The sequence below is a fragment of the Pseudomonas sp. GZD-209 genome (assembly GCF_049310485.1).
In the GTDB taxonomy this organism is placed as follows: Bacteria; Pseudomonadota; Gammaproteobacteria; order Pseudomonadales; family Pseudomonadaceae; genus Aquipseudomonas; species Aquipseudomonas sichuanensis.
In genome coordinates this window covers 1-21,851 of the sequence record NZ_JBMOWQ010000136.1, presented here as the reverse complement: position 1 = coordinate 21,851, position 21,851 = coordinate 1, and the positions used below count along the sequence as shown (strand labels likewise).

At 65.0% G+C, this 21,851-nt stretch carries 20 protein-coding genes; 12 read left to right on the top strand and 8 right to left on the bottom strand.

All coding sequences use genetic code 11. The features are described from left to right. The first annotated feature begins 42 nt into the window (after positions 1 to 42). Positions 43 to 3,219, top strand: coding sequence for a hypothetical protein (locus ACO6VM_RS16145; protein ID WP_422403536.1), 3,177 nt, complete (start codon positions 43 to 45; stop codon positions 3,217 to 3,219). Here ACO6VM_RS16145 and ACO6VM_RS16140 read toward each other — a convergent pair. Beyond that, complete coding sequence (locus ACO6VM_RS16140) at positions 3,213 to 3,983, bottom strand: IclR family transcriptional regulator (RefSeq protein WP_401058563.1); 771 nt, start codon at positions 3,981 to 3,983, stop codon at positions 3,213 to 3,215. The genes ACO6VM_RS16145 and ACO6VM_RS16140 overlap by 7 nt on opposite strands. 194 nt (positions 3,984 to 4,177) lie before the next feature. On the opposite strand from ACO6VM_RS16140, the gene hmgA reads away from it, so the two are divergent. From hmgA to maiA, 3 genes are read left to right on the top strand one after another with little or no spacing between them, the layout of a single operon-like run. Continuing rightward, complete coding sequence (gene hmgA / locus ACO6VM_RS16135; protein ID WP_401058565.1) at positions 4,178 to 5,479, top strand: homogentisate 1,2-dioxygenase; 1,302 nt, start codon at positions 4,178 to 4,180, stop codon at positions 5,477 to 5,479. A 3-nt stretch (positions 5,480 to 5,482) separates the two neighbouring features. Continuing rightward, positions 5,483 to 6,775 carry a fumarylacetoacetase gene (gene fahA / locus ACO6VM_RS16130; protein WP_401058567.1) on the top strand — a complete coding sequence of 431 codons (1,293 nt, stop codon included), beginning with the start codon at positions 5,483 to 5,485 and terminating at the stop codon, positions 6,773 to 6,775. A gap of 12 nt (positions 6,776 to 6,787) precedes the next feature. Beyond that, positions 6,788 to 7,420, top strand: coding sequence for a maleylacetoacetate isomerase (gene maiA / locus ACO6VM_RS16125; protein WP_401058568.1), 633 nt, complete (start codon positions 6,788 to 6,790; stop codon positions 7,418 to 7,420). Here maiA and ACO6VM_RS16120 read toward each other — a convergent pair. Beyond that, complete coding sequence (locus tag ACO6VM_RS16120; RefSeq protein WP_401058570.1) at positions 7,414 to 8,220, bottom strand: SirB1 family protein; 807 nt, start codon at positions 8,218 to 8,220, stop codon at positions 7,414 to 7,416. The genes maiA and ACO6VM_RS16120 overlap by 7 nt on opposite strands. 124 nt (positions 8,221 to 8,344) lie before the next feature. Here ACO6VM_RS16120 and ACO6VM_RS16115 point away from each other — a divergent pair, with 124 nt between their 5' ends. Further along, positions 8,345 to 9,364, top strand: coding sequence for a Leu/Phe/Val dehydrogenase (locus ACO6VM_RS16115; protein ID WP_390966964.1), 1,020 nt, complete (start codon positions 8,345 to 8,347; stop codon positions 9,362 to 9,364). Positions 9,365 to 9,399: 35 nt separating this feature from the next. On the opposite strand, the gene ACO6VM_RS16110 is transcribed toward ACO6VM_RS16115, so the two are convergent. Next, complete coding sequence (locus ACO6VM_RS16110; RefSeq protein ID WP_012274138.1) at positions 9,400 to 9,663, bottom strand: YebG family protein; 264 nt, start codon at positions 9,661 to 9,663, stop codon at positions 9,400 to 9,402. Between the two features lie 241 nt (positions 9,664 to 9,904). On the opposite strand from ACO6VM_RS16110, the gene ACO6VM_RS16105 reads away from it, so the two are divergent. Further along, entirely contained in the window at positions 9,905 to 10,375 is a 471-nt protein-coding gene (locus ACO6VM_RS16105) for a phosphate-starvation-inducible protein PsiE (RefSeq protein WP_125462638.1), read from the top strand. A 3-nt stretch (positions 10,376 to 10,378) separates the two neighbouring features. Here ACO6VM_RS16105 and ACO6VM_RS16100 read toward each other — a convergent pair whose 3' ends face one another. From ACO6VM_RS16100 to ACO6VM_RS16080, 5 genes are all read right to left on the bottom strand, one after another. Further along, entirely contained in the window at positions 10,379 to 10,666 is a 288-nt protein-coding gene (locus tag ACO6VM_RS16100) for a DUF3509 domain-containing protein (RefSeq protein WP_125462639.1), read from the bottom strand. Positions 10,667 to 10,792: 126 nt separating this feature from the next. Beyond that, complete coding sequence (locus ACO6VM_RS16095) at positions 10,793 to 11,140, bottom strand: HPF/RaiA family ribosome-associated protein (protein ID WP_390966970.1); 348 nt, start codon at positions 11,138 to 11,140, stop codon at positions 10,793 to 10,795. Between the two features lie 178 nt (positions 11,141 to 11,318). Continuing rightward, complete coding sequence (fecA, locus tag ACO6VM_RS16090) at positions 11,319 to 13,649, bottom strand: TonB-dependent Fe(3+) dicitrate receptor FecA (RefSeq protein WP_422403535.1); 2,331 nt, start codon at positions 13,647 to 13,649, stop codon at positions 11,319 to 11,321. Positions 13,650 to 13,820: 171 nt separating this feature from the next. Beyond that, the gene (locus tag ACO6VM_RS16085) at positions 13,821 to 14,744 is read right to left on the bottom strand and encodes a FecR domain-containing protein (protein WP_422403534.1); all 924 of its coding nucleotides are present in this window, start codon (positions 14,742 to 14,744) and stop codon (positions 13,821 to 13,823) included. Continuing rightward, complete coding sequence (locus tag ACO6VM_RS16080; RefSeq protein ID WP_422403533.1) at positions 14,741 to 15,235, bottom strand: sigma-70 family RNA polymerase sigma factor; 495 nt, start codon at positions 15,233 to 15,235, stop codon at positions 14,741 to 14,743. Before ACO6VM_RS16080 ends, ACO6VM_RS16085 begins: the two co-directional genes overlap by 4 nt. Before the next feature lie 170 nt (positions 15,236 to 15,405). Here ACO6VM_RS16080 and ACO6VM_RS16075 point away from each other — a divergent pair, with 170 nt between their 5' ends. The 6 genes from ACO6VM_RS16075 (at position 15,406) to ACO6VM_RS16050 (ending at position 21,762) form a co-directional block, all read left to right on the top strand. Further along, a complete protein-coding gene (locus ACO6VM_RS16075) occupies positions 15,406 to 15,711 on the top strand; it encodes a DUF3649 domain-containing protein (protein WP_422403532.1) in 306 nt (101 codons plus the stop codon). Next, complete coding sequence (locus tag ACO6VM_RS16070) at positions 15,708 to 17,270, top strand: PepSY-associated TM helix domain-containing protein (protein WP_422403531.1); 1,563 nt, start codon at positions 15,708 to 15,710, stop codon at positions 17,268 to 17,270. The genes ACO6VM_RS16075 and ACO6VM_RS16070 overlap by 4 nt, the downstream gene beginning before the upstream one ends. After that, a complete protein-coding gene (locus ACO6VM_RS16065) occupies positions 17,270 to 17,596 on the top strand; it encodes a DUF3325 domain-containing protein (RefSeq protein ID WP_347151015.1) in 327 nt (108 codons plus the stop codon). The genes ACO6VM_RS16070 and ACO6VM_RS16065 overlap by 1 nt, the downstream gene beginning before the upstream one ends. A gap of 4 nt (positions 17,597 to 17,600) precedes the next feature. Further along, positions 17,601 to 18,176, top strand: coding sequence for an RNA polymerase sigma factor (locus ACO6VM_RS16060; protein ID WP_422403530.1), 576 nt, complete (start codon positions 17,601 to 17,603; stop codon positions 18,174 to 18,176). Continuing rightward, entirely contained in the window at positions 18,173 to 19,144 is a 972-nt protein-coding gene (locus ACO6VM_RS16055; RefSeq protein ID WP_422403529.1) for a FecR family protein, read from the top strand. The genes ACO6VM_RS16060 and ACO6VM_RS16055 overlap by 4 nt, the downstream gene beginning before the upstream one ends. 215 nt (positions 19,145 to 19,359) lie before the next feature. After that, complete coding sequence (locus ACO6VM_RS16050; RefSeq protein WP_422403528.1) at positions 19,360 to 21,762, top strand: TonB-dependent siderophore receptor; 2,403 nt, start codon at positions 19,360 to 19,362, stop codon at positions 21,760 to 21,762. Positions 21,763 to 21,851: the final 89 nt, after the last annotated feature.

The following is a 21,851-nucleotide window of genomic DNA, read 5'->3' as shown; positions in this document are numbered from 1 at the left end:
CAACCTCAATCTTGAGCTTCATTCATTCAGATGGAGTTCGAGATGTTTTCCGACGCGTTATTTCCCAACCTTTCGTTATTGAATAAGGCGGGCTCACCCACCTCCGTTCAGGAATTGCTTGTGCAGATGTCGATGCTGGCCCTGGCTGTGCAAACGCAATTTGCCGAGTCGCCCCGTTTCACGGCCGAACCTGCGGAGGAAAATGTCCAGGAGTCATGGTTCAGCGCTGACGGGATCGGTGCGCGCTTACCCGATTGGCACGAACTGGTGCAAAAGTGGTGGGAGGAGCAAGAACAGCCCCATCGGGACTTGTCCACACTCCGTATGCGCATCTATCCACTAATGGAGCTTGAAATGGCAATCCTGGCGATGGTCGAGCCAGCAATCAAGCACAGGATCGAAGCGTTGTTCGCGGCAGGTGTTGACTCTTACGTGGGCCAGGTGACGGTTCAGGCGGGTGATTACAGCGGGCGTCTCCCCGGGTGCTTTGTCGTCACCCGCGACCTGGAAAGGGCGACCGAGGGAGATGAAGACTTCATGCTTTACGGCTTGGGTTGGGGCGCATGGTTCGACGATCAGCCTGCCAGCGCGGCGCAGCGGCTGACGCAGGTGCTGAAGAGTGGCCAGGCATGGACGAACATGCTGCCGCAAGCGCTGCGCCAAGCCATAAGTGAAGGCGCCCAGCTGGCATTGCGCTTCGATGAGGCCGCGTACTCCGTATCGAGGCAGCTGGTAAGGGATCTGAAGACGCTGCAGGACAGCCTTCTCGCAGAGCTTCAGGCTAGGGCCGAGGAAGAACCCATCTCTGCGGGCATGCTCAATGAAGCCACTCGTCTGGATGGATGGGTGAGTGGGTTAAAAGAGCGGATAGCCGATCACCTTGCAGCCTATCGGTTGGCATCCAGGCCGCGCTGGCTGCGCCGGTTGAATGGTGAAGCGTTGGATACCTACCTGGCACTGCAAGCGTCGCGGGACCAGGCCTCGCGACGCATTACCGAACACCTGGGCCACCTGGGTGACTATCGCAGCTTCGCCGAGCAAGGCATCCGCAACTGGCTGGACAAACACGCCAATGGGCTGCGGATTTCACCGAGCAAAACCAGGTTGAGCGTTCGCAGTGTTTTCCCTGATGCGCTCGGCCAGCGCGAGTGCAGCCTGCTGGACTGGGTACTCACAGGTGGGTATCACGGATACAACCTATTTACCGAGGCTGTCGAGCCAGCGCTTCGGGAAAGGCTTACCCAGGGCCTCATGCAGCGCATGATCAATGGGCTTGGGTTACATCGGGGCTACCGTGAACAGGCATCTGCAATCTATCAGCAGCCGGATACCAAGGAGCTGTTAGGTGGACTTGTCACTGCCGAGCTGGCGTTCTCAGCTTTGGCTGCCCGTTATGCCAATGAAATCCCAGAACACGTTCACGCCTTCATCACAGCTTTGCTGGAGGGTGAGCAGGCCGCTGAGGGTATCGAACTCAAGCAGATTCATCTGCGGCGACAGCCGCTACTCGGTGTGGTCTGCCTGGTCGAGGACGATGCATTCACTTTGTATGCGCCGGGGGCGCCGTTTGGTGCGCTACGACGTTTCGCGACCGAACTGGACCTGAAACGCGCGCTCGTCGACATGGTACGCACTCCGGTTGGCGTGGCTTATATCCTTGAGCGTTCAGAGCTGGATGCACGTGAGTTTCAGCAGGTGGCGATAGGCCGAGGAAGACTGCCACTGGGCGCGTTCAGCCTGGTACCGCTGCGCAAAGGCTTCCTTGCCAAGATGCTCGACGACATGACTACGGGCTTGCTGGACAATGTGCTTGAGGCTACCCCGCAATGGTCTATCGATGCGAGCCCGGAAGACCGGGAGCGCTTGGCTTCGCTCGACAATGAGTTGTTGGCGATTCAGCCAGCCTATCTTGCAAGTAATCAGATGCCGACACTGCTCGGTTTTGCCCAGCAGAGGGCCACCGCCAGGCTCAATGAGTTCCCTGGCAACAAGGGGGGCCAGATCGATGCGGATACGGTGATTCTCGAGACGTCCGAAGGGGAACTGACGTTCACTCAGTTGATGGCCTGGGGATATCCTACGGACAGCAACTTCGCGGGTTTCACAAGTGTGCGCTCCAGTGTCGGGCAAGATCTTTCGCACTTGGACATACGCTTGCTCGCCAGTGCCATCCGAGTTTCCAGTAGCTCTATTCGCGGCTCGTATGTCTCGGTCATCGAGAGCCACTCCGCTTCGGACGAGAGCCCTGAACATGCGCGACGCCTGCGACTGCACGGATTGGTGATGGGGCTGAAAGTGCGACGCGATTTTCTGGTCGCATCTCTCGACGGGCACCTCGACGAGTCGCGCACCAGCTGGTTGCGAGAGATAGCGCTGACACCGAGTCAAGAAGACGTGCTGGAGCATCACAATTTCCGTCGGTTCGCTTTCAATCGGGGAAAACCTCGTTACATTGACGGGGTTTATGCGGTACATGCCCCCGATAACGAGCGATTCGTCTACCTGAGTGATGCGGAGGGGGGCAGAGCTGTGCGTTCGTTCCGTGAGATTGCCGCGCAATGGACGATGGAAAACCTCGGAGCCTACTTCCTCCCTCGAGTGATCCATTCGGACAAGGCGGCGATGAGAGCGATGGATGAGGAACGAGAAAAAAATGGCGAGCGAGTGGTGCTCAACGCCTACGCATACTCTCCTTCCCGCCTTGTTCATTGGGACAAGGATTTCGAACACCGTGCTCGGCACCTGATCCTTGATGCGAAGTCCCAGACCACCAGCGTGTCCGATCGCTATAGCGAGACTTTGGATCGGGTCCTGAGCCCGGTTGTCAGTGTGTTGACCATGCCTTTCCCTCCTTTAGCCGCAGTAGTCAGCCTGTTCCAGGCACAACGATCTTTCCGCAAGGCCGCCACCGCGTGGTGGGATGGTAAAACAGGGGCAGCTGTGTTTTACATGGCCCTCGGTATATTCGGTGTGGCTTCCGCCACAGGTCTGAACTCTGCTGTGGGTAATGTGATTTCTCACGCGTGGAACAAGCTGTTTCCGAACCCGTCAGGCCCCGTCGTACAGCTATTGAAGGATCTATTCAGTGAGGTGGTGTTGAAGGTGGCAGGCCCGGCCCTGGGTGGGGTCGGCAGAGTCATGGATGAAGAATTGGTGGCGCTCGGCAGGCTGGTGCTGGAGCAAGTCAATTCAAGACCCAGGTTGGCCCTTCGTCATTGATGCCCCATGCGCCTGCTGACAGCCTGCACGGCCGCCAGCAGGCTTTGCGCCGCCGGACCCTGCTCGTCGGCGTGGAAGATCGACGTCGGCCCGACCACGGTCATTACCGCGGCGATCTGGCCCATGGCGTTGAACACCGGGGCGGACAAAGCGTCCACCCCGGGCATCAGCAGGCCGTGCACATGGTGCAGGCCGCGCTGGCGGATTTGTGCCAGCAGCGGTACGTAGTCATCGCTGTTCTGATTCAGGGCTGCCAACTCCCGGTCGCGCAGTTCGACGGTCTCGCGCTCCGGCAAGTGGGCCGCGAATACCAGGCCGGTTGACGAGCTGAGCAGCGGCAGCACCGAGCCGATCTGGGTTACCACCGTCACCGCGCGCACTGCCGGCTCGATGCTCACCACGGTCGCGCCCTGGTTACCCCATACGGCGATGAAACAGCTTTCGTTGAGCTCGTCGCGCAGTTGCGACAGCGGCAAGGCCGCGACTTTCAGCACATCGATGCTGCCCAGCGCCGCCATCCCCACCCGTAAGGCCTCGCGGCCCAGCCCGTAATGGTTGGTGGCCGCGTCCTGTTCGGCGAACCCGCTTGAAATCAGGGCCTGCAGGTAGCGGTGGACCTTGCTTGCCGGCATCTGCACATGTTCGGCAAGGCGCGACAGCGAGGTGGAAGGGGAGAGTTCGGCCAGGGCCTTGAGGATGTCGGTGCCGACTTCCGCCGAGCGGACCTTCTGTTTGCCGTTGTCGGTGCTGCTGGCTTTGGCCATGGGGGACACATCTATCCAGATTTTACGGGGTGGCGCCTTTATAGCTTGACGCCTGCACGGGAGCAAATTACGTTATTCGTAATCTGATTACGAAAATAACAATGCAGACGCGCTGCCGCCCCAGGTGCCGGTTTCAGGATCGGGCTTCGCAGCCAGCTGCCCATGACGGCTCTGAGCAGCCCGGAGGCACCGAGATGACCCGCGACACCTCACCTGAACTTGAGTACCTGAGCGGTTTCGGCAACGAATTCGCCAGCGAAGCCTTGCCCGGCGCGCTGCCGGTCGGGCAGAACTCGCCGCAGAAGGCGCCCTACGGGCTGTACGCCGAGCTGCTGTCGGGCACCGCGTTCACCATGGCCCGCAGCGAACTGCGCCGCACCTGGCTGTACCGCATTCGCCCGTCGGCATTGCACCCACGCTTCGAGCGCCTGGAGCGCCAGCCGCTGGTCGGCGCCCTGGGCGCCATCACCCCCAATCGTCTGCGCTGGAACCCCCAGCCGATCCCGTCCGAAGCCACCGACTTCATCGAAGGCTGGGTGCCGATGGTGGCCAACTCGGCAGCGGAAAAGCCGGCCGGCGTGAGCATCTACATCTACCGCGCCAACCGCTCCATGGAGCGGGTGTTCTTCAACGCCGACGGTGAACTGCTGCTGGTGCCCGAACAGGGCCGCCTGCGCATCGCCACCGAGCTGGGCGTGCTGGACGTGGCGCCGCTGGAGATTGCGGTCATCCCGCGTGGCATGAAATTCCGGGTTGAACTGCTCGATGCCCAGGCCCGCGGCTACATCGCCGAAAACCACGGCGCGCCGCTGCGCATCCCGGACCTCGGCCCGATCGGCAGCAACGGCCTGGCCAACCCGCGTGACTTCCTCACCCCGGTGGCCCACTACGAAGAAACCAGCGGGCCGGTGCAACTGGTGCAGAAGTTCCTCGGCGAACACTGGGCCTGCGAGCTTTCCCACTCGCCGCTGGACGTGGTCGCCTGGCACGGCACCAACGTGCCGTACAAGTACGACCTGCGCCGCTTCAACACCATCGGCACGGTCAGCTTCGACCACCCCGACCCGTCGATCTTCACCGTGCTGACCTCGCCCACCAGCGTGCATGGCATGGCCAACATGGACTTCGTGATTTTCCCGCCGCGCTGGATGGTGGCCGAGAACACCTTCCGTCCACCATGGTTCCACCGCAACCTGATGAACGAATTCATGGGTCTGATCCAGGGCGCCTACGACGCCAAGGCCGAAGGTTTCCTGCCGGGCGGCGCTTCGCTGCATGGCGTGATGAGCGCCCACGGGCCGGACGCCGAGACCTGCGACAAAGCCATCGCCGCAGACCTGGCGCCGCACAAGATCGACGACACCATGGCCTTCATGTTCGAGACCAGCCAGGTGCTGCGCCCGAGCCGCCAGGCCCTCGACAGCCCGCAATTGCAGGCCGACTACGATAGTTGCTGGGCCACCTTGCCGAGCACCTTCAACCCGAACCGGAGATAACCGATGAACCACACCGCCATTGCCCGTAGCTGGGTCGAGCACGCCAACGGGCACAGCGATTTCCCGCTGCAGAACCTGCCGCTGGGCATCTTCAGCCGCCCGGGGCAGGCGCCACGTTGCGGCGTGGCCATCGGCGACGCCATCCTCGACCTTGAGGCCGTGCTGGCTGCCGGGTTGTTCGAAGGTGAGGCCAAGGCCGCAGTCGAGGCCACCCTGGGCGGCGCACTGAATGCCTTCTTCGCTCTCGGCCGCCCGGCGCGGGTCGCCCTGCGCGAGCGCCTGCTGGTGCTGTTGGGGGAGGGGAGCGAACACCAGGCCGCGCTGAAAGCTGCCTTGTACCCAGCCAGCACCTGCCAGTTGCACCTGCCGGCGAAGATCGGCGATTACACCGATTTCTACGTGGGCATCGAGCATGCCAAGAACGTCGGCAAGCTGTTCCGCCCGGACAACCCGCTGCTGCCCAACTACAAGCACGTGCCGATCGGCTACCACGGCCGCGCCTCGACCATTCGCCCGTCCGGTGCCGATGTACGCCGGCCCAAGGGCCAGACCCTGCCAGCCGGGCAGACCGAGCCAAGTTTCGGCCCCTGCGCGCGCCTGGACTACGAGCTGGAGCTGGGCATCTGGATCGGCCAGGGCAATGACCTGGGCCAGGCGATCCCGATTGGCGATGCCGCCGAGCACGTGGCCGGCTTCTGCCTGCTCAACGATTGGTCGGCCCGCGATATCCAGGCTTGGGAGTACCAGCCGCTCGGGCCGTTCCTGTCCAAGAGCTTCATCAGTACCGTGTCGCCCTGGGTGGTGACCGCCGAAGCGCTGGAGCCGTTCCGCTGCGCCCAGCCGGCGCGCCCGGAGGGTGACCCGCAGCCGCTGTCGTACCTGCTGGACAGCCGTGACCAGGCCGGTGGCGCCTTTGATATCGAACTCGAGGTGCTGCTGCTGACTGAGCGCATGCGCGAGCAGAACCTGCCTGCCCATCGCCTGACCCTGAGCAGCACCCGCAGCATGTACTGGACCGTGGCACAGATGGTTGCCCACCACAGCGTCAACGGTTGCCAGCTGCAGCCGGGCGACCTGTTCGGTTCGGGCACCCTGTCGGGCGCCACGCCGGGCTCGTTCGGCAGCCTGCTGGAGATCACCGAGGGCGGCAAGCACCCGGTGGAGCTGGCCAGCGGCGAGGTGCGCAAGTTCCTCGAGGACGGTGACGAGGTCATCCTGCGGGCCCGTTGCGTGCGCGATGGCGTAGCCAGCATCGGCTTCGGCGAGTGCCGCGGCACCATCGTCGCGGCCAACTGAGGGGGCCGGGCGATGGAGCTGTTTACCTACTATCGGTCCACTTCGTCGTACCGGGTGCGCATCGCCCTGGCGCTCAAGGGCCTGGACTACCAGGCCCTGCCGGTCAACCTGCTCAAGGGCGAGCAGCGCGGCGATGACTATCTGGCGCTCAACCCGCAAGGCCGGGTGCCGGCCCTGCGCACCGACGGCGGCGAGCTGTTGGTGCAGTCGCCGGCGATCATCGAGTACCTGGAGGAGGTCCATCCACAGCCGGCGCTGCTGCCGGCCGCTGCCGAGGCGCGCGCCAAGGTGCGCGGTGTGGCGGCGATCATCGGTTGCGACGTGCACCCGCTGCACAACGTCAGTGTGCTCAACCAGTTGCGCCTGCTGGGGCACGATGAGGCGCAGGTCAATCAGTGGATCGCCCACTGGATCGGCCAAGGGCTGGCGGCGGTGGAGCAATTGATTGGCGATGAGGGCTTCTGCTTCGGTGCCACGCCGGGGCTGGCCGATGTCTACCTGATCCCGCAGCTGTACGCGGCCGAGCGCTTCAACATCGACTTGGGCAGCTACCCGCGCATTCGCAGGGTGGCGGCGCTGGCCGAGGCGCATCCGGCATTTGCCAAGGCCCACCCGGCGCGGCAGGTGGACACGCCGGTTCAGTGAATCGAGCGCTTGGTCGACGGTAGTTGGCCGAGCCGTTCGCTCAGTTTCAGGCGCTGGATCGGGTCGTCTGTCAGCAGCAGCGCATGCTCCAGGTCGAAGCGTTCGGCCTGGGGGCACTCAAGGTGCTGGTAGAGCGTGGCCCGGGCCAGGTAGTCGCTGACCTGCACCGGGCCCAGTTGCATCACCCGTTCGGCATCGATGAGTGCGGCAAGGTCGTTGTCATTGCTGCTGTGCAGCTGGCGCAGGTTGCGCGACAGGCGCTGGAGCATCTGCATCGGTGAAGCGCTGCGCAGGTGTTCGGCACTCAACGGCAACTGCGCGCCGAACTGGCGGGCGAGCAGTTCGCGGCAGTCGTTGGGGTAAAGGCGGCGCCCGCCGCAGGGGTCGAGCAGGTGATCGGCCCCGGGCACGCGCAGTAGGAAGTGGCCGGGAAAGTTGACCCCTTCGAGCGGGATCGACAGGTGCCGGGCCAGCTCCAGGGCGAGGATGGCCAACAGCAGCGGCTGGCCACGGCGGCGCTGCAGCACCTTGTCCATCAGCGCTACGTGCGGGCGCAGCGGGTGGTACTCATCCTGCTGGAAGCCCAGGGCATTGAGCTGGCGCAGCAGCGGCTGGGCCAGTTCGTTCAGGGGCAGCATCGGCAGATGGCTACTGACCTCGCACTGCAGCTCGCGCACGCGCGCCAGGCCGATCGAGGGGTCGACGCTGTGATCGTGTTCGGCGGCTATCCACAGGGCGGCTTCCAGCAGGGCGGCCGGTTCGCGTTGCAGGCAGGCCAGGCAGGCTTGGCGTGGGTTCATGGGGACTCTCCGTCACGCTTGTACTATTAGCCCTGGCACCGGCTTTCGTCCAGTGGTCCGCCCGCGCGGCGGCCCTGATGCACCTGCCTATACTGGTAGGAGCACCTCTCGGGGGAGCCCGTCGATGTTCGCCCTCATGCAAAGCACCCGCACCCAGTCACTGCACCTGTTCATCGACCCGCCCACGGGTCTGAAGGCCGTGGTGGCTATTCACAGCGAACACCTGGGGCCGGCCATGGGCGGTTGCCGCTACCTGCCCTATGCCGATGACGAAAGCGCCATGACCGATGCCATCCGCCTGGCCCAGGGCATGAGCTTCAAGGCCGCCCTGGCGGGGTTGCCAATGGGCGGCGGCAAGGCGGTGATCGTGCGTAACCCGCACGTGGAGAACCGTGCGGCATTGTTCGAAGCGTTCGGCCGTTTCGTGGACACCCTTCAAGGCCGCTTCATCACTGCCGTGGACAGCGGCACCTCCACCATCGACATGGACTGCATTGCCCAGTCCACCCCCCATGTCACCAGCACCACCGCATCGGGCGATCCCTCGCCCCATGCGGCAATGGGCGTGTTTGCCGGCATCCGCGCAACGTCCATGGCCCGTCTGGGTAGCGACAACCTGGAAGGCTTGCGGGTGGCGGTGCAGGGCCTGGGCAATGTGGGCTACGCGTTGGCCGAGCAACTGCATGCGGCGGGTGCCGAGTTGCTGGTCAGTGACCTGGATGCGGGGAAGGTGCGCCTGGCGGTGGAGCAGCTCAATGCACACCCGGTGACCAATGACGCCTTGATCAGCACCCCCTGCGATATCTTCGCGCCCTGCGGGGTAGGGCCGGTGCTGAATGGGCAGAGCGTGATGCAATTGCGCTGCGCAGCGGTGGCAGGCTCGGCCAACAACCAGCTGACTACCTTGCAGGTGGCCGACCAGTTGGAGAACCGCGGGATACTGTATGCGCCGGATTATGTGATCAATGCCGGTGGGTTGATCTACGTGGCGTTGAAGCATCGCGGTGAAGACCTGGGCACCATCACCGCGCACCTGGCGCGGATACCCACGCGGTTGACCGAAGTGTTTGCCCATGCCCAGGCCGAAAAACGCTCACCGGCCCGGGTGGCGCAGATGCTGGCGGAAAGGTTGCTCTACGGCTGAGAAGGCTTGCGCTTCTACAGGGGGCCGTGCCGATTTTACTCGGCTGCCCCACCTTCGAGCAGTTCCGCCAACGCATCCGGCTGGCTCTTGAACGCGCGGGCGAACACATCGCGGTTCTTGGCCATGTAGATACCGGCTTCCTCGACCTGCTGCTCGCTCAGCGACGGCACCGCTTTGTGCAGCACTTCAGCCAGGCGCTCGGCCAGTTCGAGCATCTTGTCGTGACGATCTGCTTCGGCCTTATCCATGAACAAGCGCTCCGGGTCGCGGCTGCTGCGGTACACCACTTCGACGGCCATTCATCACCTCTATGCCTTTTTGCTGGTTGGGGTATTAACTGTATTTTTATACAGTACAGGTGAAGGCCTGCTCACTGCAACCACAGTGATGGCCATTCGCGAGCAAAAAGCCTAGCGCACAAGTGCCCTGCGGCAATCCACCACCTTCCAAGACAGGGTGCCTGGCCCTTTAACTGCATGGCACAACAAATGTCACAGGCGTGACGCACCATCCTTCAGCCGTATCGGGGAATCGAACATCGTGAACACCAAATGGGCAGACAAGCTGCGCAAGGGCCTGCATGGCTCCGCCGACTCGCTGGGCAACCTGTGCGTGGAGGCATTCCACTACCTGGCACTGTTCGGCATCGGCGCGATCACCGCCTATGCGGCGGTGGTGACCTTCCTGGACATGTTGGGCAAGGGCGGGGTCAGCGTCGATGACATCCTGCTGCTGTTCATCTACCTGGAGCTGGGGGCGATGGTGGGGATCTACTTCAAGACCAACCACATGCCCATCCGCTTCTTGCTGTACGTGGCGATCACCGCGCTGACCCGCCTGCTGATCGGCGATGTGTCGCACCACAAGGCGCCGGATGTCGGGCTGCTGTACGTGTGTGGCGGCATCCTGCTGCTGGCGTTCGCCATCCTCGTGGTGCGCTATGCCTCCTACCGCTACCCGTCGACCAAGGTGCTGGACGCCAACGGCAAGGAAGTGGACGAGAGCAAGTAACCTTCAGTTGGCCAGGCAGGAGGCCGGGTGGCGATGATCGCGGGTCAGTGCGGCCAGCACTTGCAGCGGGTTCTGGCCAAGCTCGATGGCCAGGCCCAGGCGGATGCTGTCGATGACCCGCTGCAGGCGCACCGGGTCGTTGCGCTGGGCCGCGCTGACCAGGCGCCTGGCCACCACGCCGCTGTCATCGGAGAGGGTCAGCATGATGCTGCCATCGAGGCGCTCGATGCTCAGGTTGACCCGGTATTCGGGGGCGAACGCAGCGCTGATCTGGTCGAAAGGGTTGTTCATGGTCAAGGCCTGCATTGAATGACTGCAGGAGTTGACCGGGGCATGCCGGGGTTGGTTCAGGCCCGCTGATCGGTGCAAATGAAAACGCCCGGCGCAAGGCCGGGCGTTTTTACTGTCGCGGTTGGATCAGGCTTCTGGGTCACTCAGTTCAAGCACGCCACGTTTACTGCGCAGTTTGCCGTAGAAATGTTCCAGTGCGTGGTTGAGCTTGTTGGCGGCGCCATCGACCGCCTGGTCCAGCGAAGTGGCGGTATGGGTCACGGAAATCGGTTGGTGGCCTTTGGGGCGAGCCTCCATCTGGCAGCGTTTGTCGTGCGGTCCGGGCTTGGCGCCGTTCTCGTCGCGCAAATGGACTTCGATGCGGGTGAGGTCTTCTTCGTAGCGCTCGAGGCTGCTGTGCAGCGTGGCGCGGACCCACTCGTCGAGACGGTTGTTGCCTTCGAAATGGTTGCTGCTGTTGACCTGGATTTGCATGACTTCAATCCTTATTCAGCTTGCTCGCGGGAGGCACTTTCAAGCCACTGAGGGCGTTGGTCTTTTTGCGCCTCTTGACTCTAAGGTCAGGCATCCGCGCGACGAATTCAACCCCCTGCGCAAGAAAAATTTCCTGTTGCAAAAAGCCCGGCGGTCGCCGGGCTTTTGTTGTCGTCGGTCAGAACTCAACCGAGGTCTGCAGGTATAGAGTACGGGGTTCGCCCACGTACTTGCCCTTGTTGTTGTCGTCGAACGAGCGGGTGTAGTACTCGCGGTTGAACAGGTTCTTCACCCCCACCGCCACCTTCAGGTTCGAAAGCTCAGGGCCGAAGTCATAGCCGGCACGGCTGCTCACCAGCATGTAGCCGGGGATACGCCCGGTGCTGGCGTCGGCGCTCTCGCTGGCGGTGTTGGCGTTGTCGGCGTACTGGCTGCTCTGGAAGCTGCTGTCCAGGTTCAACTGCCACGGGCCCTCGGTGTAACCCACGCCCAGGGTGCCTTTGTGGCGCGACGAGAACGGCACCTGGTTACCCTTGTTCGGCCCGTCCTCACGGATGGTGGCATCGACGAAGGCGTAGCCGGCATGCACGTCGAAACCGGCCAGTGCCGGGCTCAGGCCATCGAGGGCGTAGCGCACGCTGGTCTCGATGCCCTGGTGGCGGGTTTCGCCGCGGGCGATCACCGAATCGTTGGTCTGGTTGCTTTCGTACTGGTTGTCGAAATTGATCAGAAATACGCCGATCTCCGCCTGCAAGTCGCCATTGTCGTAACGGGTGCCGAGTTCCCAGGTACGCGCTTTCTCCGGTTTTACCTCGCCACTGCTGACCCGGTTGGGCATCTGGCTGTACTGCACGCTGCCGAATGATCCTTCGGTGTTGGCGTACAGGTTCCAGGTGTCGGTGAGGTGGTACATCACGTTGAGTGCCGGCAGGGCGGTGTTGTAGCTGCCCTGGTAGCGCTGGCCGCTGAGTTTGTTGCTCTGCTCGGAGTCGATCATCTCGTAGCGCACGCCCGGGGTGATGGTCCAGCGGCCGATGTCGATACGGTCGTCCAGGTAGATCGCATGGGCCTCGGTGCTGCCACGGGTGTCGCGATCGTTGCGGCTGTCGGTGGTGGGCAGCAGGTTGCTGCGGGTCGGCTCGCGGTAGCGCAGTTCGTGGCCGGCTTCGTTGACGTAGCGGTAGCCAATGCCCAGTTCATGCCAGCTGTCACCCAGCGCCACGCCTTGGGAGAAGCGCGTCTCGATACCGCGCACCCAGTATTCGCGCGGCGACAGCGAAACGAAGTTGCCCTGGTCCAGATAACCGCTGCGCAGGGTCTTGGTGAAGAAGCTGTTGACGCTGAACTGGCGGTCGTCCTGCTTGTAGTCGTAGCCGAAGTTGAACAGCGTGCGGCGGCCCCAGAACTTGTCCTTGAGGCGGGTCGACTGGTAGGGATCATCGTCGAACGCCGCGGCACTCAGCCCGCCCGGCATCTCGGCCTCGCCCTCGTAGTACTGGGCCATGGCATGCAGGCTGTTGGCTTCGTCGAGCTGCAGCTTGCCCTTGAGCATCAGGTCGTCGATCTGCGTGTCGCTGTGTTCGCGCCAGTCGCTGCCCCGGGTACCGGAGTACAGCAGGGCACCCCCCAGGCCGTTGGCGTTGGTGCCGCCGATCAGCAGGTTGGCGTTGTTCTTCAAGCCATCCTGGCTGGACGACGGGCTGATCTGGTTCTGCATCGCCGCCTTGAACGTCGCCTCTTCGGGGATGGCACGGGTGACGAAGTTGACGATGCCACCGACGTTTTGCGGCCCGTAGCGCACCGCGCCGCCGCCGCGCACCACGTCCACCGCGTCCATGTTGCCCAGGCTGATCGGCGCCAGCGACAGCTGTGGCTGGCCGTAAGGGGCGAACGGCACCGGGATGCCGTCCATCAGCACGGTGGAGCGCGACGCCAGGCGTGGGTTGAGGCCACGGATGCCGAAGTTCAGCGCCAGGTCGTGGCTGCCGGTGCCGTTGTTCTCCGGCGCGTTCACCCCGGGGATGCGGTTGAGCACTTCGCGGGCGCTGCTGGCGCCGCTGCGCTCGAACTCCTCGCGGCGTACCACGTCACGGGCGCCGGGGTGTTCGAAGACGTTGTCCTGGCGCGCGTCGGCCAGCCAGTCACCGACCACGGTCGAGGCCCCCAGCTCCACGGCCGCGCCGCTGTTGCCCGCCTGTGCCGGTTGCAGGCTATAGGCGTTGTCGGCTTCCTGGCGGGCCTGCAGGCCGCTGCCGCGCAGCAAGGCATCCAGGCCCTGGCCCACCTCGTACTGGCCGTCCAGGCCAGGGCTGATCAGGCCTTGGGTCAGCGCCGAGCCGAACGAGATCAACGCGCCGCTTTCGCGACCGAATTGGTTGAGCGCGTCTTCCAGGCTGCCGGAGGCGATGTGGTAGCTGCGGGTTTCGGCGGCCAGGGTGGCGGGCACGGCGCCGCCCAGGCTGATGGCGAGCAGCAGGGCGTGGGCGAGGGGGCTGGGGCGCAGAAGCATGGGGCGGTGGTCCTGTGAGAAGGGGGTTCTGCCTTCTCTGTCACGCGAGGTCGGGGAAATGGCTCAGGTTGATTCAAATTTTTTTAAGGCTTCACCGGCCTCATCGCTGGCAAGCCAGCTCCCACCTGCCCCTGTGGGAGCCGGCTTGCCGGCGATAGGGCCGCCACAGGCTCACCCCGTAGCCGCCTCGACCGACACCCAATACCGGGTAAACCGTCGCACCTTCACTGGCAACGCCACCTCCAGCATGGCCAGGATCCGCTCGCTGTCCTCCAGCGGATACGACCCGGAAATCCGCAAGTCGGCCACCCGCTCGCTGCAACCCAATTGCCCAAGCCGGTAGCGCGAAAGCTCGGCAACAAAGTCGCCGAGGCGCATCTGCGACACCACCAGCATGCCGTCCACCCAGGCTGCGCGGTTCGGGTCCAGTGGCGCGATCGCCTTCCACCCATCCCGGGCGAAGCGCGCCTGGTGCCCGGCCAGCAGGCTTTGCCCGGCCACGCTGGCGCTGCCGCTGAACACCGTGACCAAGCTGAACCCCTCGAACTGGCGCACATTGAAGCGGCCGCGGTCCAGCAGCAGGTCGCCTTCGCCGGTGCGCAGCCGCAGTGGGCGCGCATCGTTGGCCGTCTCCAGCAACAGTTCACCCTCCTGCAGGCGCACCAGCCGCTGCTGGCCATCGAAGCGCACATCGGCGGCGCTGCGGGTGTTCAGGTGCAATTGGCTGCCATCGTCGAGGGTCAGCCGCCGGCGCTGGCCGACCGGGCTGCGATAGTCGGCCATCAGCCCCGGCAGCGGGTTGTGCTGCTGCAGACCGAGCCCGGTGGCACTGGCCACACCCACCAGCAACAGTGCCTTGAGCGCCCGGCGCCGAGCCGGGGAGGGCGGCGCCTGCAGGGTCGCGTGCACCACCGGCGAGGCCACGCCACGTAAGCGCTGGTTGACCTGCTGGATGTGCGCCCAGGCGCGCTGGTGCTCATGGTCGGCTGCCAGCCAGCGTTCCAGCGCCAGGTGCTGGTCGAAGCCCTCGGCCTGGGATTCGATCAGCCAATGCACGGCCTGCTCGGCGACGCGGGGGGCGAACGTGGTGTTCATTGGGCGAAGTAGCAGCGCAGGGCTGCCTTGTGCAGGTAGCGCTTGACCGTCGCCAGCGAGATGCCCAGCTCCCGGGCGATCTCGCCCTGGCCCAGGCCGTCGACCTGGGCCAGCAGGAACGCGCGCTTGACCAGCGGCGGCAGGCCATCGAGCAGGCGGTCGAGCTCCAGCAGGGTGTCGAAGATGATCGCTTTTTCTTCTTCGCTCGGCGTCACCTGCTCGGGCACCAGGGCCAGTGCCTCGAGGTAGGCGCGCTCCAGTTCCTGGCGGCGGAAGTGGTTGCACAGCACGCGCTTGGCCACGGTGGCGAGGAAGGCGCGGGGCTCTACCAGTTGCGGCGTTTCACGGGCCTGGAGCAGGCGCACGTAGGTGTCCTGGGCCAGGTCGGCGGCGCTCTGCGGGCAACCCAGGCGCCGCCGCAACCAGCCGGTAAGCCAACTGTGGTGGTTGAGGTACAGACCTTCGACGGTGGAGGAGAGGGCGCTGGGCACCGATGCGACTCCGGCGCTCTATGGCGCAACTGGAAGTAAGAATTGTTCGCATTGTATTCAGGCCTCGGCCTTTCGGCAATCGGTGACAGGGGCCGCAGTTCATCCCCGACTCTTTGCTTATGAGAATTGAAATCATTACTATTGCACCCCCATTTCCCCGGACCACCGCGATGAAGAGCAAAGCCGCCGGCCTCCCTTTGAGCTATCGCCTGGCCGTGGCCTCACGCAGCCTGGCGGCACTGCTGGGCGGCTACCTGCTGGCGTCGCTGGCCAGCGTGTGCATCACCCTGCTCACGCCCATGGCCCAGGTCGATGCCGCGCTCACCGGCATGATGCTGTCGTTCGTGGTCTACCTGCTGGCGTTCATCGGCTGCTTCGCCTGCCGCAGCGCCTGGCGCGCCTGGCTGGGCGTGCTGCTGCCCAGCCTGCTGCTGGGGCTGATCGCCGGGCTTGCCTACTGGATGAAAAACGGATGAAAGAGGGCTTTCGCCAGGCCATGGCCTGGTTGCACACCTGGACCGGGCTGATCTTCGGCTGGCTGCTGTTCGCCATTTTCCTCACCGGGACGCTGTCGTACTTCAAGGACGAGATCAGCCACTGGAGCACGCCTGAAGTCCGCAGCCACCCGCTTGATCCGGTGGCCAGCCTGGCGTTGGCGCAGCGCTATCTGCAAAGCAACGCCGGCCACGCCAACAGCTGGTTCATCCGCCTGCCCAGCGAGCGCGAGCCGGCGCTCAGCGTCAGTTGGCGCGACCCGAATGCGGGTGGGCGACGCGGCATGGTGAGGAAGGACCTGGACGCCGTCAGCGGCCAGGAAGTGGTGGGCCGCGACAGCCGTGGCGGCGAGTTTTTCTACCGCTTCCACTTCGAGCTGCAGATGCCCTACCCGTGGGGGCGCTGGTTGGCGACCTTCTGCGCCTTCATCATGCTGCTGGGCCTGGTGACCGGGATCATCACCCACAAGAAGATCTTCAAGGAGTTCTTCACCTTCCGCCCCGGCAAGGGCCAGCGCTCCTGGCTCGACGGCCATAACGCCATCGGCGTGCTGGTGCTGCCGTTCCACCTGATGATCAGCTACAGCAGCCTGGTGATCTTCATGTACATGGTGATGCCGGCCAGCATCATGGCCAGCTATGGCGACAGCGGCGACTATTTCGACGACCTGTTCGGCCGTGACCAAACCCCGGCGCTGGCAGGCGTGGCGGCACCCCTGGCGCCATTGCCGGAGTTGTACGCCAAGGTGCAGGAGCAGGCGCCGGGCGCGCGCATGGGCTTCATCCAGGTGCAGAACCCTGGCGACGCCAATGCCCGGGTCACCTTCAGCCGCGCCTCGGCCGACAGCGTGGCCTACAAGCGCAGCGCCAACTGGACCTTCGATGGTGTCAGCGGCGCCCTGCTTACCCAAGGCGCGCCGGAGAGCGCGGCGATGATGACCTCGTTTACCTTCGTCGGCCTGCACATGGGCAATTTCGCCGGGCCGTGGCTGCGCTGGCTGTATTTCGCCTTCGGCGTGGCCGGCACGGCGGTGATCGGCACGGGCCTGGTGATGTGGTTGGGCAAACGCCAGCTCAAGCACGCCAAGAGCGGGCATATGCCGGTCGAGCTGCGCCTGGTCGAGGTGCTCAACATCGCCAGCATGAGCGGCCTGCTGCTCGGCGTGGCGGCGTTCTTCTGGGCCAACCGCCTGTTGCCGGTGGCGTTGCAGGGGCGTGCCGACTGGGAGATCAACGCCTTCTTCCTGGCCTGGGCCCTGGCGCTGGCGCATGCCGTGCTGCGCCCCGGGCGCCGGGCCTGGGGCGAACAACTGGCGCTGGGCGCGCTGGCCTTCGCCCTGTTGCCGCTGCTCAACGCCCTGACCACCGGCCAGGGGTTGAACCACTCCATTGCCGTCGGTGACTGGGCCATGGCCGGGTTCGACCTGACTGCACTGGGCACCGGGCTGTTCCTCGCCTGGGCTGCCGGCAAGATGCTGCGCGCGCCCAAGGTGGTGGCCAAGCGCGCGCCCAAGGTCGCCAAAGCCGTGGAGGTGAGCTGATGTTGAGCGTTGCGCTGCTCGGTTTCGCCGGTTTCGCCGGCCTGTGCCTGGCCATGGAAAAACACTTCAACGACCTGCTCGGGCGCAAGCCCACGGCCAGTCAGCTCAAGGCCCTGCGTATCGGTGGCTGGTCGCTGTTGCTGCTGTCGCTGGTGCTGGCCGTGCACTTGCAGGGCTTGGCCTTCGGCCTGGTGGAGTGGATCGCCGTGCTGATGGCCGGGGTGACGCTGTGGGTGTTCGGCCTGCCGTACCAGCCTCGGTTGCTGCTGGGCCTGGCAGCGGCCAGCCTGGTGCTTGGGCCGTTGCTGGCCGTGTTGGCGGTGTAAGGCGTTGCGCGAGCCGGGAGAGGTGATCGACGCCGACGCCGAGGCCAGCCGTGGCCGGGCGCGCTTCGTCCAGGTATTCCTCGCCCAGCGTGCACGCATGGAGGCGCTGGTCAACCGGCGCATCGGCTGCCGCGCCACCGCCGCCGACCTGGTGCAGGAGCTGTTCCTGCGCTTCTGGCGCCGCCCCGAGGTCAAGGTCGAGGCCCTCGATACTTACCTGCTGCGCAGCGCCAGCAACCTGGCCATCGACTACTTGCGCGGCGAAGGCAGCCGCGACCGCGTGGCCGAAGGCTTGCAGCACACCGACGACGAAGCCTTCGCCCAGGCGCCCGAACAGGCCCTGGAGGTCGACCATGACCTGCAGCGCATCGAGGCGGCGCTGCGCGCCTTGCCCGAGCGCACCCGGCAGATCTTCTTGCTCAACCGCATCCACGGCTGCACTTATGGCGAGATCGCCAAGGCCATGCAGCTGTCCCAGAGCGCCGTGGAAAAGCATATGATGCGCGCCCTCGAAGCGTGCAAGGCGAGTGTCGCCGAAGCCGCACCCCCACCGCGCCGGCCAGGGAGCGCCCGTCGATGAGCCTCGAACCGCCGATTACTGCCGAACAGTCCCGGGCCGCCCTGGGCTGGCTGATGCGCATCCAGCAGCAGCCGGAGCAGGCCGAAAGCGCCGCATTCAAGCGCTGGTTGCTGCAGGCCCCGGCCCATCGCCAAGCCTACGCCCAGGCCCAGGCGTTGTGGCACCAGACCGAGGCCCCGGCCGCGCGCCTGGCCGCCGAAGAACAGGCCGGCCTGCAGCAGTACCTCGAGGCCATGCGCCGGCCTGCCCGCAAACCCCATTGGCAGCGCTTCGCCGTGGCCGCTTGCCTGGTGCTGGCACTGGGAGGCGTGGCCGGCTGGCAGCCGCAGCACTGGTTGCAGGACCTGCGCGCCGACTACACCAGCGCCGAGCAGGTGCGCCAGGTGACCTTGGCCGATGGTTCCCAGCTGACACTGGACGCCGGCACGGCGATCGGCGTGGACTTCGACCAGGGTGAGCGACGCGTGCGCCTGCTGCGCGGCGCGGCGTACTTCCAGGTGACCCACACCGGCGCGCCGTTCCTGGTCGACGCCAACGGTGGGCAGGTGCGCGTGCTCGGCACCCAGTTCGAAGTGCGCGAGCAGGCTGAGGGTGCCCAGGTCACGGTGCGCAGCGGCCGGGTGGCGGTGACGCCTGCCCAGGGCCAGCCGGCGCGCGAGCTGACCGCCAATCAACAGCTGGCCTATGCCACCGGCAGCGCGGGCGCGGTCGAGGCAGTGGACAGCGACAGCCGCCTGGCCTGGCGCCAGGGCTGGCTGAATTATTACCAGGTGCCGCTGGGGCAGGTGGTCGAGGACCTGGGGCGTTACTACCCCGGGCGGATCGTGCTGCTCGACGGCGAGCTGGCGCAGCGCAAGGTCAGTGGCAGCTTCCCGGTGGCCGAGCCGCTGCTGGCGCTGGACTCGCTGGGCAAGGTGCTGGGGTTCTCGCGGCAGACGCTGTTGGGGCGCTTGACGGTGTTGCGCTGACAAACAATCGCGGGGCAAGTCGCATCGGCGCACCGCCGCTCCCACGCCAGTCGCCTAGGTTGCGAGTCGCGTGGGAGCGGGCTTGCCCCGCGATCGGTTTATTGAAACGAAGAATTTTTTCCTCAAGACGATGAGGTACTTCTCGACGGCATCCGTGTAGTGAGTGGAAGTGCGATTCATTCGCAAAAGATCATCCCTCTCACAGGTCAGCGTCCATGAAGTTCACCCCGCGTTGCGTCCCGCTCTGGTTCGGCCTCAGCACCCTGTCGGTGCTGGCCGTGGTCCCTCAGGCGATGGCCGAGCAGCAAAGCCAGGCCTATGCCTTCGCCCAGCCGAGCCAGCCGCTGGCCCAGGCGCTCAACGCCTTCAGCCGCACCACCGGGCAGAGCGTGGTCTACACCCTGGCGCTGCCCGAGCTGCAGGCGCCGGCCTTGCACGGCACGTTCAGCGCCGAGCAGGCCCTGCAGCAGCTGCTGGGCAGCTCCGGCCTGGCCTGGCGCCGCGTCGATGGCCGCACGCTGACCCTCGAACCGGCCGACACCTCAGGGGCCGTGAACCTGCAAGCCACCACCGTTACCTCCCAGGCCGACGACTACAGCTATCAGCCCCCGGCCAGCGCCTCGATCATGCGCGGCCAGGGCCCGACCCAGGACATCCCCCAGGCAATCAACGTGGTGCCCGCGCAGGTGATCCGCGATCAGGCGCCGCGCAACCTCGACGATGCGCTGTACAACGTCAGCGGCATCACCCAGGGCAACAACTTCGGCGGCACCGCCGACACCGTGATGAAGCGCGGCTTCGGCGACAACCGCGACGGCTCGATCATGCGCGACGGCATGCCCATCGTGCAGGGCCGCGCGCTCAACGCCAGCACCGAGCGGGTCGAGGTGCTCAAGGGCCCGGCTTCGCTGCTGTACGGCATCCAGGACCCGGGCGGGGTGATCAACGTGGTCAGCAAGCGCCCGCAGCTTGAGCAGTACAACGCCGTCACTCTGCGCGGCTCCAGCTACGGCAGTGGCAAGAACGGCAGCGGCGGCGGCCTGGACAGCACCGGCGCGCTGGGCGACAGCAACTTCGCCTATCGGCTGATCGTCGACCATGAAGACGAAGACTACTGGCGCAATTTCGGCGTGCACCGCGAGTCGCTGGTGGCGCCGTCGTTCGCCTGGCTGGGCGAAGCCACCCAAGTGGTGCTGGCCTACGAGCACCGTGAGTTCAGCTACCCGTTCGACCGCGGCACCGCCTTCGGCAGTGACGGGCACCCGCTGAACATTCCCGCCAGCCGCCGTCTCGACGAGCCGTTCAACGACATGGAAGGCCGCTCCGACCTGTACCGCCTGGAGGTCGATCACCAGCTGAGCGACGACTGGAAAGCGCACTTCGGCTACAGCTTCAACCGCGAAACCTACGATGCCAGCCAGGTCCGGGTGACTGGCGTCAACGAGAAAAAAGGCACGCTGACACGCAGCATCGACGGCACCCAGGGCGCCATGAGCCGCGACCAGTTCGCCACCTTCAGCCTTAACGGCAACGTCGAGCTGGCCGGCCAGCGCCACGACCTGCTGCTCGGTGTCGATCACGAAGACCGCAAGATCTACCGCGCCGACCTGATCCGCCAGAACAGCCGCTCGACCTTCAGCTACCTCAACCCGGTCTATGGCCGCGAAGTGGAAGGCACCAGCGTGCGCGCCAGCGACAGCGACCAGACCGACGAACTGCGCAGCGACTCGCTGTTCCTGCAGGATGCCTGGCACCTGGACGATCACTGGATCCTGGTGGCCGGCGGGCGCTTCCAGCAGTTCGACCAGTACGCCGGCCGTGGCCGCCCGTTCAACGTCAACACCGACAACAGCGGCCAGACCTGGGTGCCCCATGCGGGCCTGGTGTACAAGCTCGATGAGCAACTGTCGTTCTATGGCAGCTACAGCGAGTCGTTCAAACCCAACTCGACCATCGCGCCGCTGAGCATCGGCGCTGGCCAGACCCTCACCCTCGACTCCGGCATCGAGCCGGAGCAAGGCAAGTCGTGGGAACTGGGCGCCAAGCTGGATATCCCCGGCCGGGTCACCGGCACCCTGGCGCTGTTCGATATCAACAAGCGCAATGTGCTGGTGGCCGACGGCGACACTCAGCCCGGTACGATCATCTACAGCAATGCCGGTGAAGTGCGTTCCCGCGGCGTCGAACTGGACCTGACCGGCCAGCTCAGCGAGCGCTGGAGCCTGATCGGTGCCTACGCCTTCACCGATGCCGAAGTGACCAAGGACCCGGACCTCAAGGGCAATCGCCTGCAGAACGTCGCGCGCCACAGTGGTTCGCTGTCGGCGGTGTATGACTACGGCAGCCTGTTCGGCGGCGACCGCCTGCGTGTAGGGGCGGGCGCCCGCTATGTGGGGGAGCGCGCCGGCAATGCGACCAATGACTTCGACCTGCCGGCGTATACCGTGGCCGATGCCTTTGCCAGCTACGAGACCAAGCTCGACGAGCACAAGGTTCTACTGCAACTGAACGTGAAGAACCTGTTCGACAAGGTGTATTACAGCTCGGCGGTGAACCGTTACTTCGTCGCGGTGGGGGATGCGCGGCAGGTGAGCCTGTCGAGTACGTTCGAGTTCTAGGTTGGTAGTACGGGCCTGAGGGGGGGGGGGGGGGGGGGGGCCCCACGCAAAGGCCCTGAAAGGTCTCGTCTCCTCACGGATGGAAACGC

What these genes read in the sequence shown, in the direction of transcription:
- ACO6VM_RS16050 (WP_422403528.1), top strand. Translation starts at nt 19,360, where the DNA reads ATGAAGTTCACCCCGCGTTGCGTCCCGCTCTGGTTCGGCCTCAGCACC.
- ACO6VM_RS16110 (WP_012274138.1), bottom strand. Translation starts at nt 9,663, where the DNA reads ATGGCCGTCGAAGTGGTGTACCGCAGCAGCCGCGACCCGGAGCGCTTG.
- ACO6VM_RS16140 (WP_401058563.1), bottom strand. Translation starts at nt 3,983, where the DNA reads ATGGCCAAAGCCAGCAGCACCGACAACGGCAAACAGAAGGTCCGCTCG.
- ACO6VM_RS16100 (WP_125462639.1), bottom strand. Translation starts at nt 10,666, where the DNA reads ATGAACAACCCTTTCGACCAGATCAGCGCTGCGTTCGCCCCCGAATAC.
- ACO6VM_RS16145 (WP_422403536.1), top strand. Translation starts at nt 43, where the DNA reads ATGTTTTCCGACGCGTTATTTCCCAACCTTTCGTTATTGAATAAGGCG.
- ACO6VM_RS16095 (WP_390966970.1), bottom strand. Translation starts at nt 11,140, where the DNA reads ATGCAAATCCAGGTCAACAGCAGCAACCATTTCGAAGGCAACAACCGT.
- ACO6VM_RS16055 (WP_422403529.1), top strand. Translation starts at nt 18,173, where the DNA reads ATGAGCCTCGAACCGCCGATTACTGCCGAACAGTCCCGGGCCGCCCTG.
- ACO6VM_RS16070 (WP_422403531.1), top strand. Translation starts at nt 15,708, where the DNA reads ATGAAAGAGGGCTTTCGCCAGGCCATGGCCTGGTTGCACACCTGGACC.
- hmgA (WP_401058565.1), top strand. Translation starts at nt 4,178, where the DNA reads ATGACCCGCGACACCTCACCTGAACTTGAGTACCTGAGCGGTTTCGGC.
- fecA (WP_422403535.1), bottom strand. Translation starts at nt 13,649, where the DNA reads ATGCTTCTGCGCCCCAGCCCCCTCGCCCACGCCCTGCTGCTCGCCATC.
- ACO6VM_RS16065 (WP_347151015.1), top strand. Translation starts at nt 17,270, where the DNA reads ATGTTGAGCGTTGCGCTGCTCGGTTTCGCCGGTTTCGCCGGCCTGTGC.
- ACO6VM_RS16075 (WP_422403532.1), top strand. Translation starts at nt 15,406, where the DNA reads ATGAAGAGCAAAGCCGCCGGCCTCCCTTTGAGCTATCGCCTGGCCGTG.
- fahA (WP_401058567.1), top strand. Translation starts at nt 5,483, where the DNA reads ATGAACCACACCGCCATTGCCCGTAGCTGGGTCGAGCACGCCAACGGG.
- ACO6VM_RS16115 (WP_390966964.1), top strand. Translation starts at nt 8,345, where the DNA reads ATGTTCGCCCTCATGCAAAGCACCCGCACCCAGTCACTGCACCTGTTC.
- maiA (WP_401058568.1), top strand. Translation starts at nt 6,788, where the DNA reads ATGGAGCTGTTTACCTACTATCGGTCCACTTCGTCGTACCGGGTGCGC.
- ACO6VM_RS16085 (WP_422403534.1), bottom strand. Translation starts at nt 14,744, where the DNA reads ATGAACACCACGTTCGCCCCCCGCGTCGCCGAGCAGGCCGTGCATTGG.
- ACO6VM_RS16120 (WP_401058570.1), bottom strand. Translation starts at nt 8,220, where the DNA reads ATGAACCCACGCCAAGCCTGCCTGGCCTGCCTGCAACGCGAACCGGCC.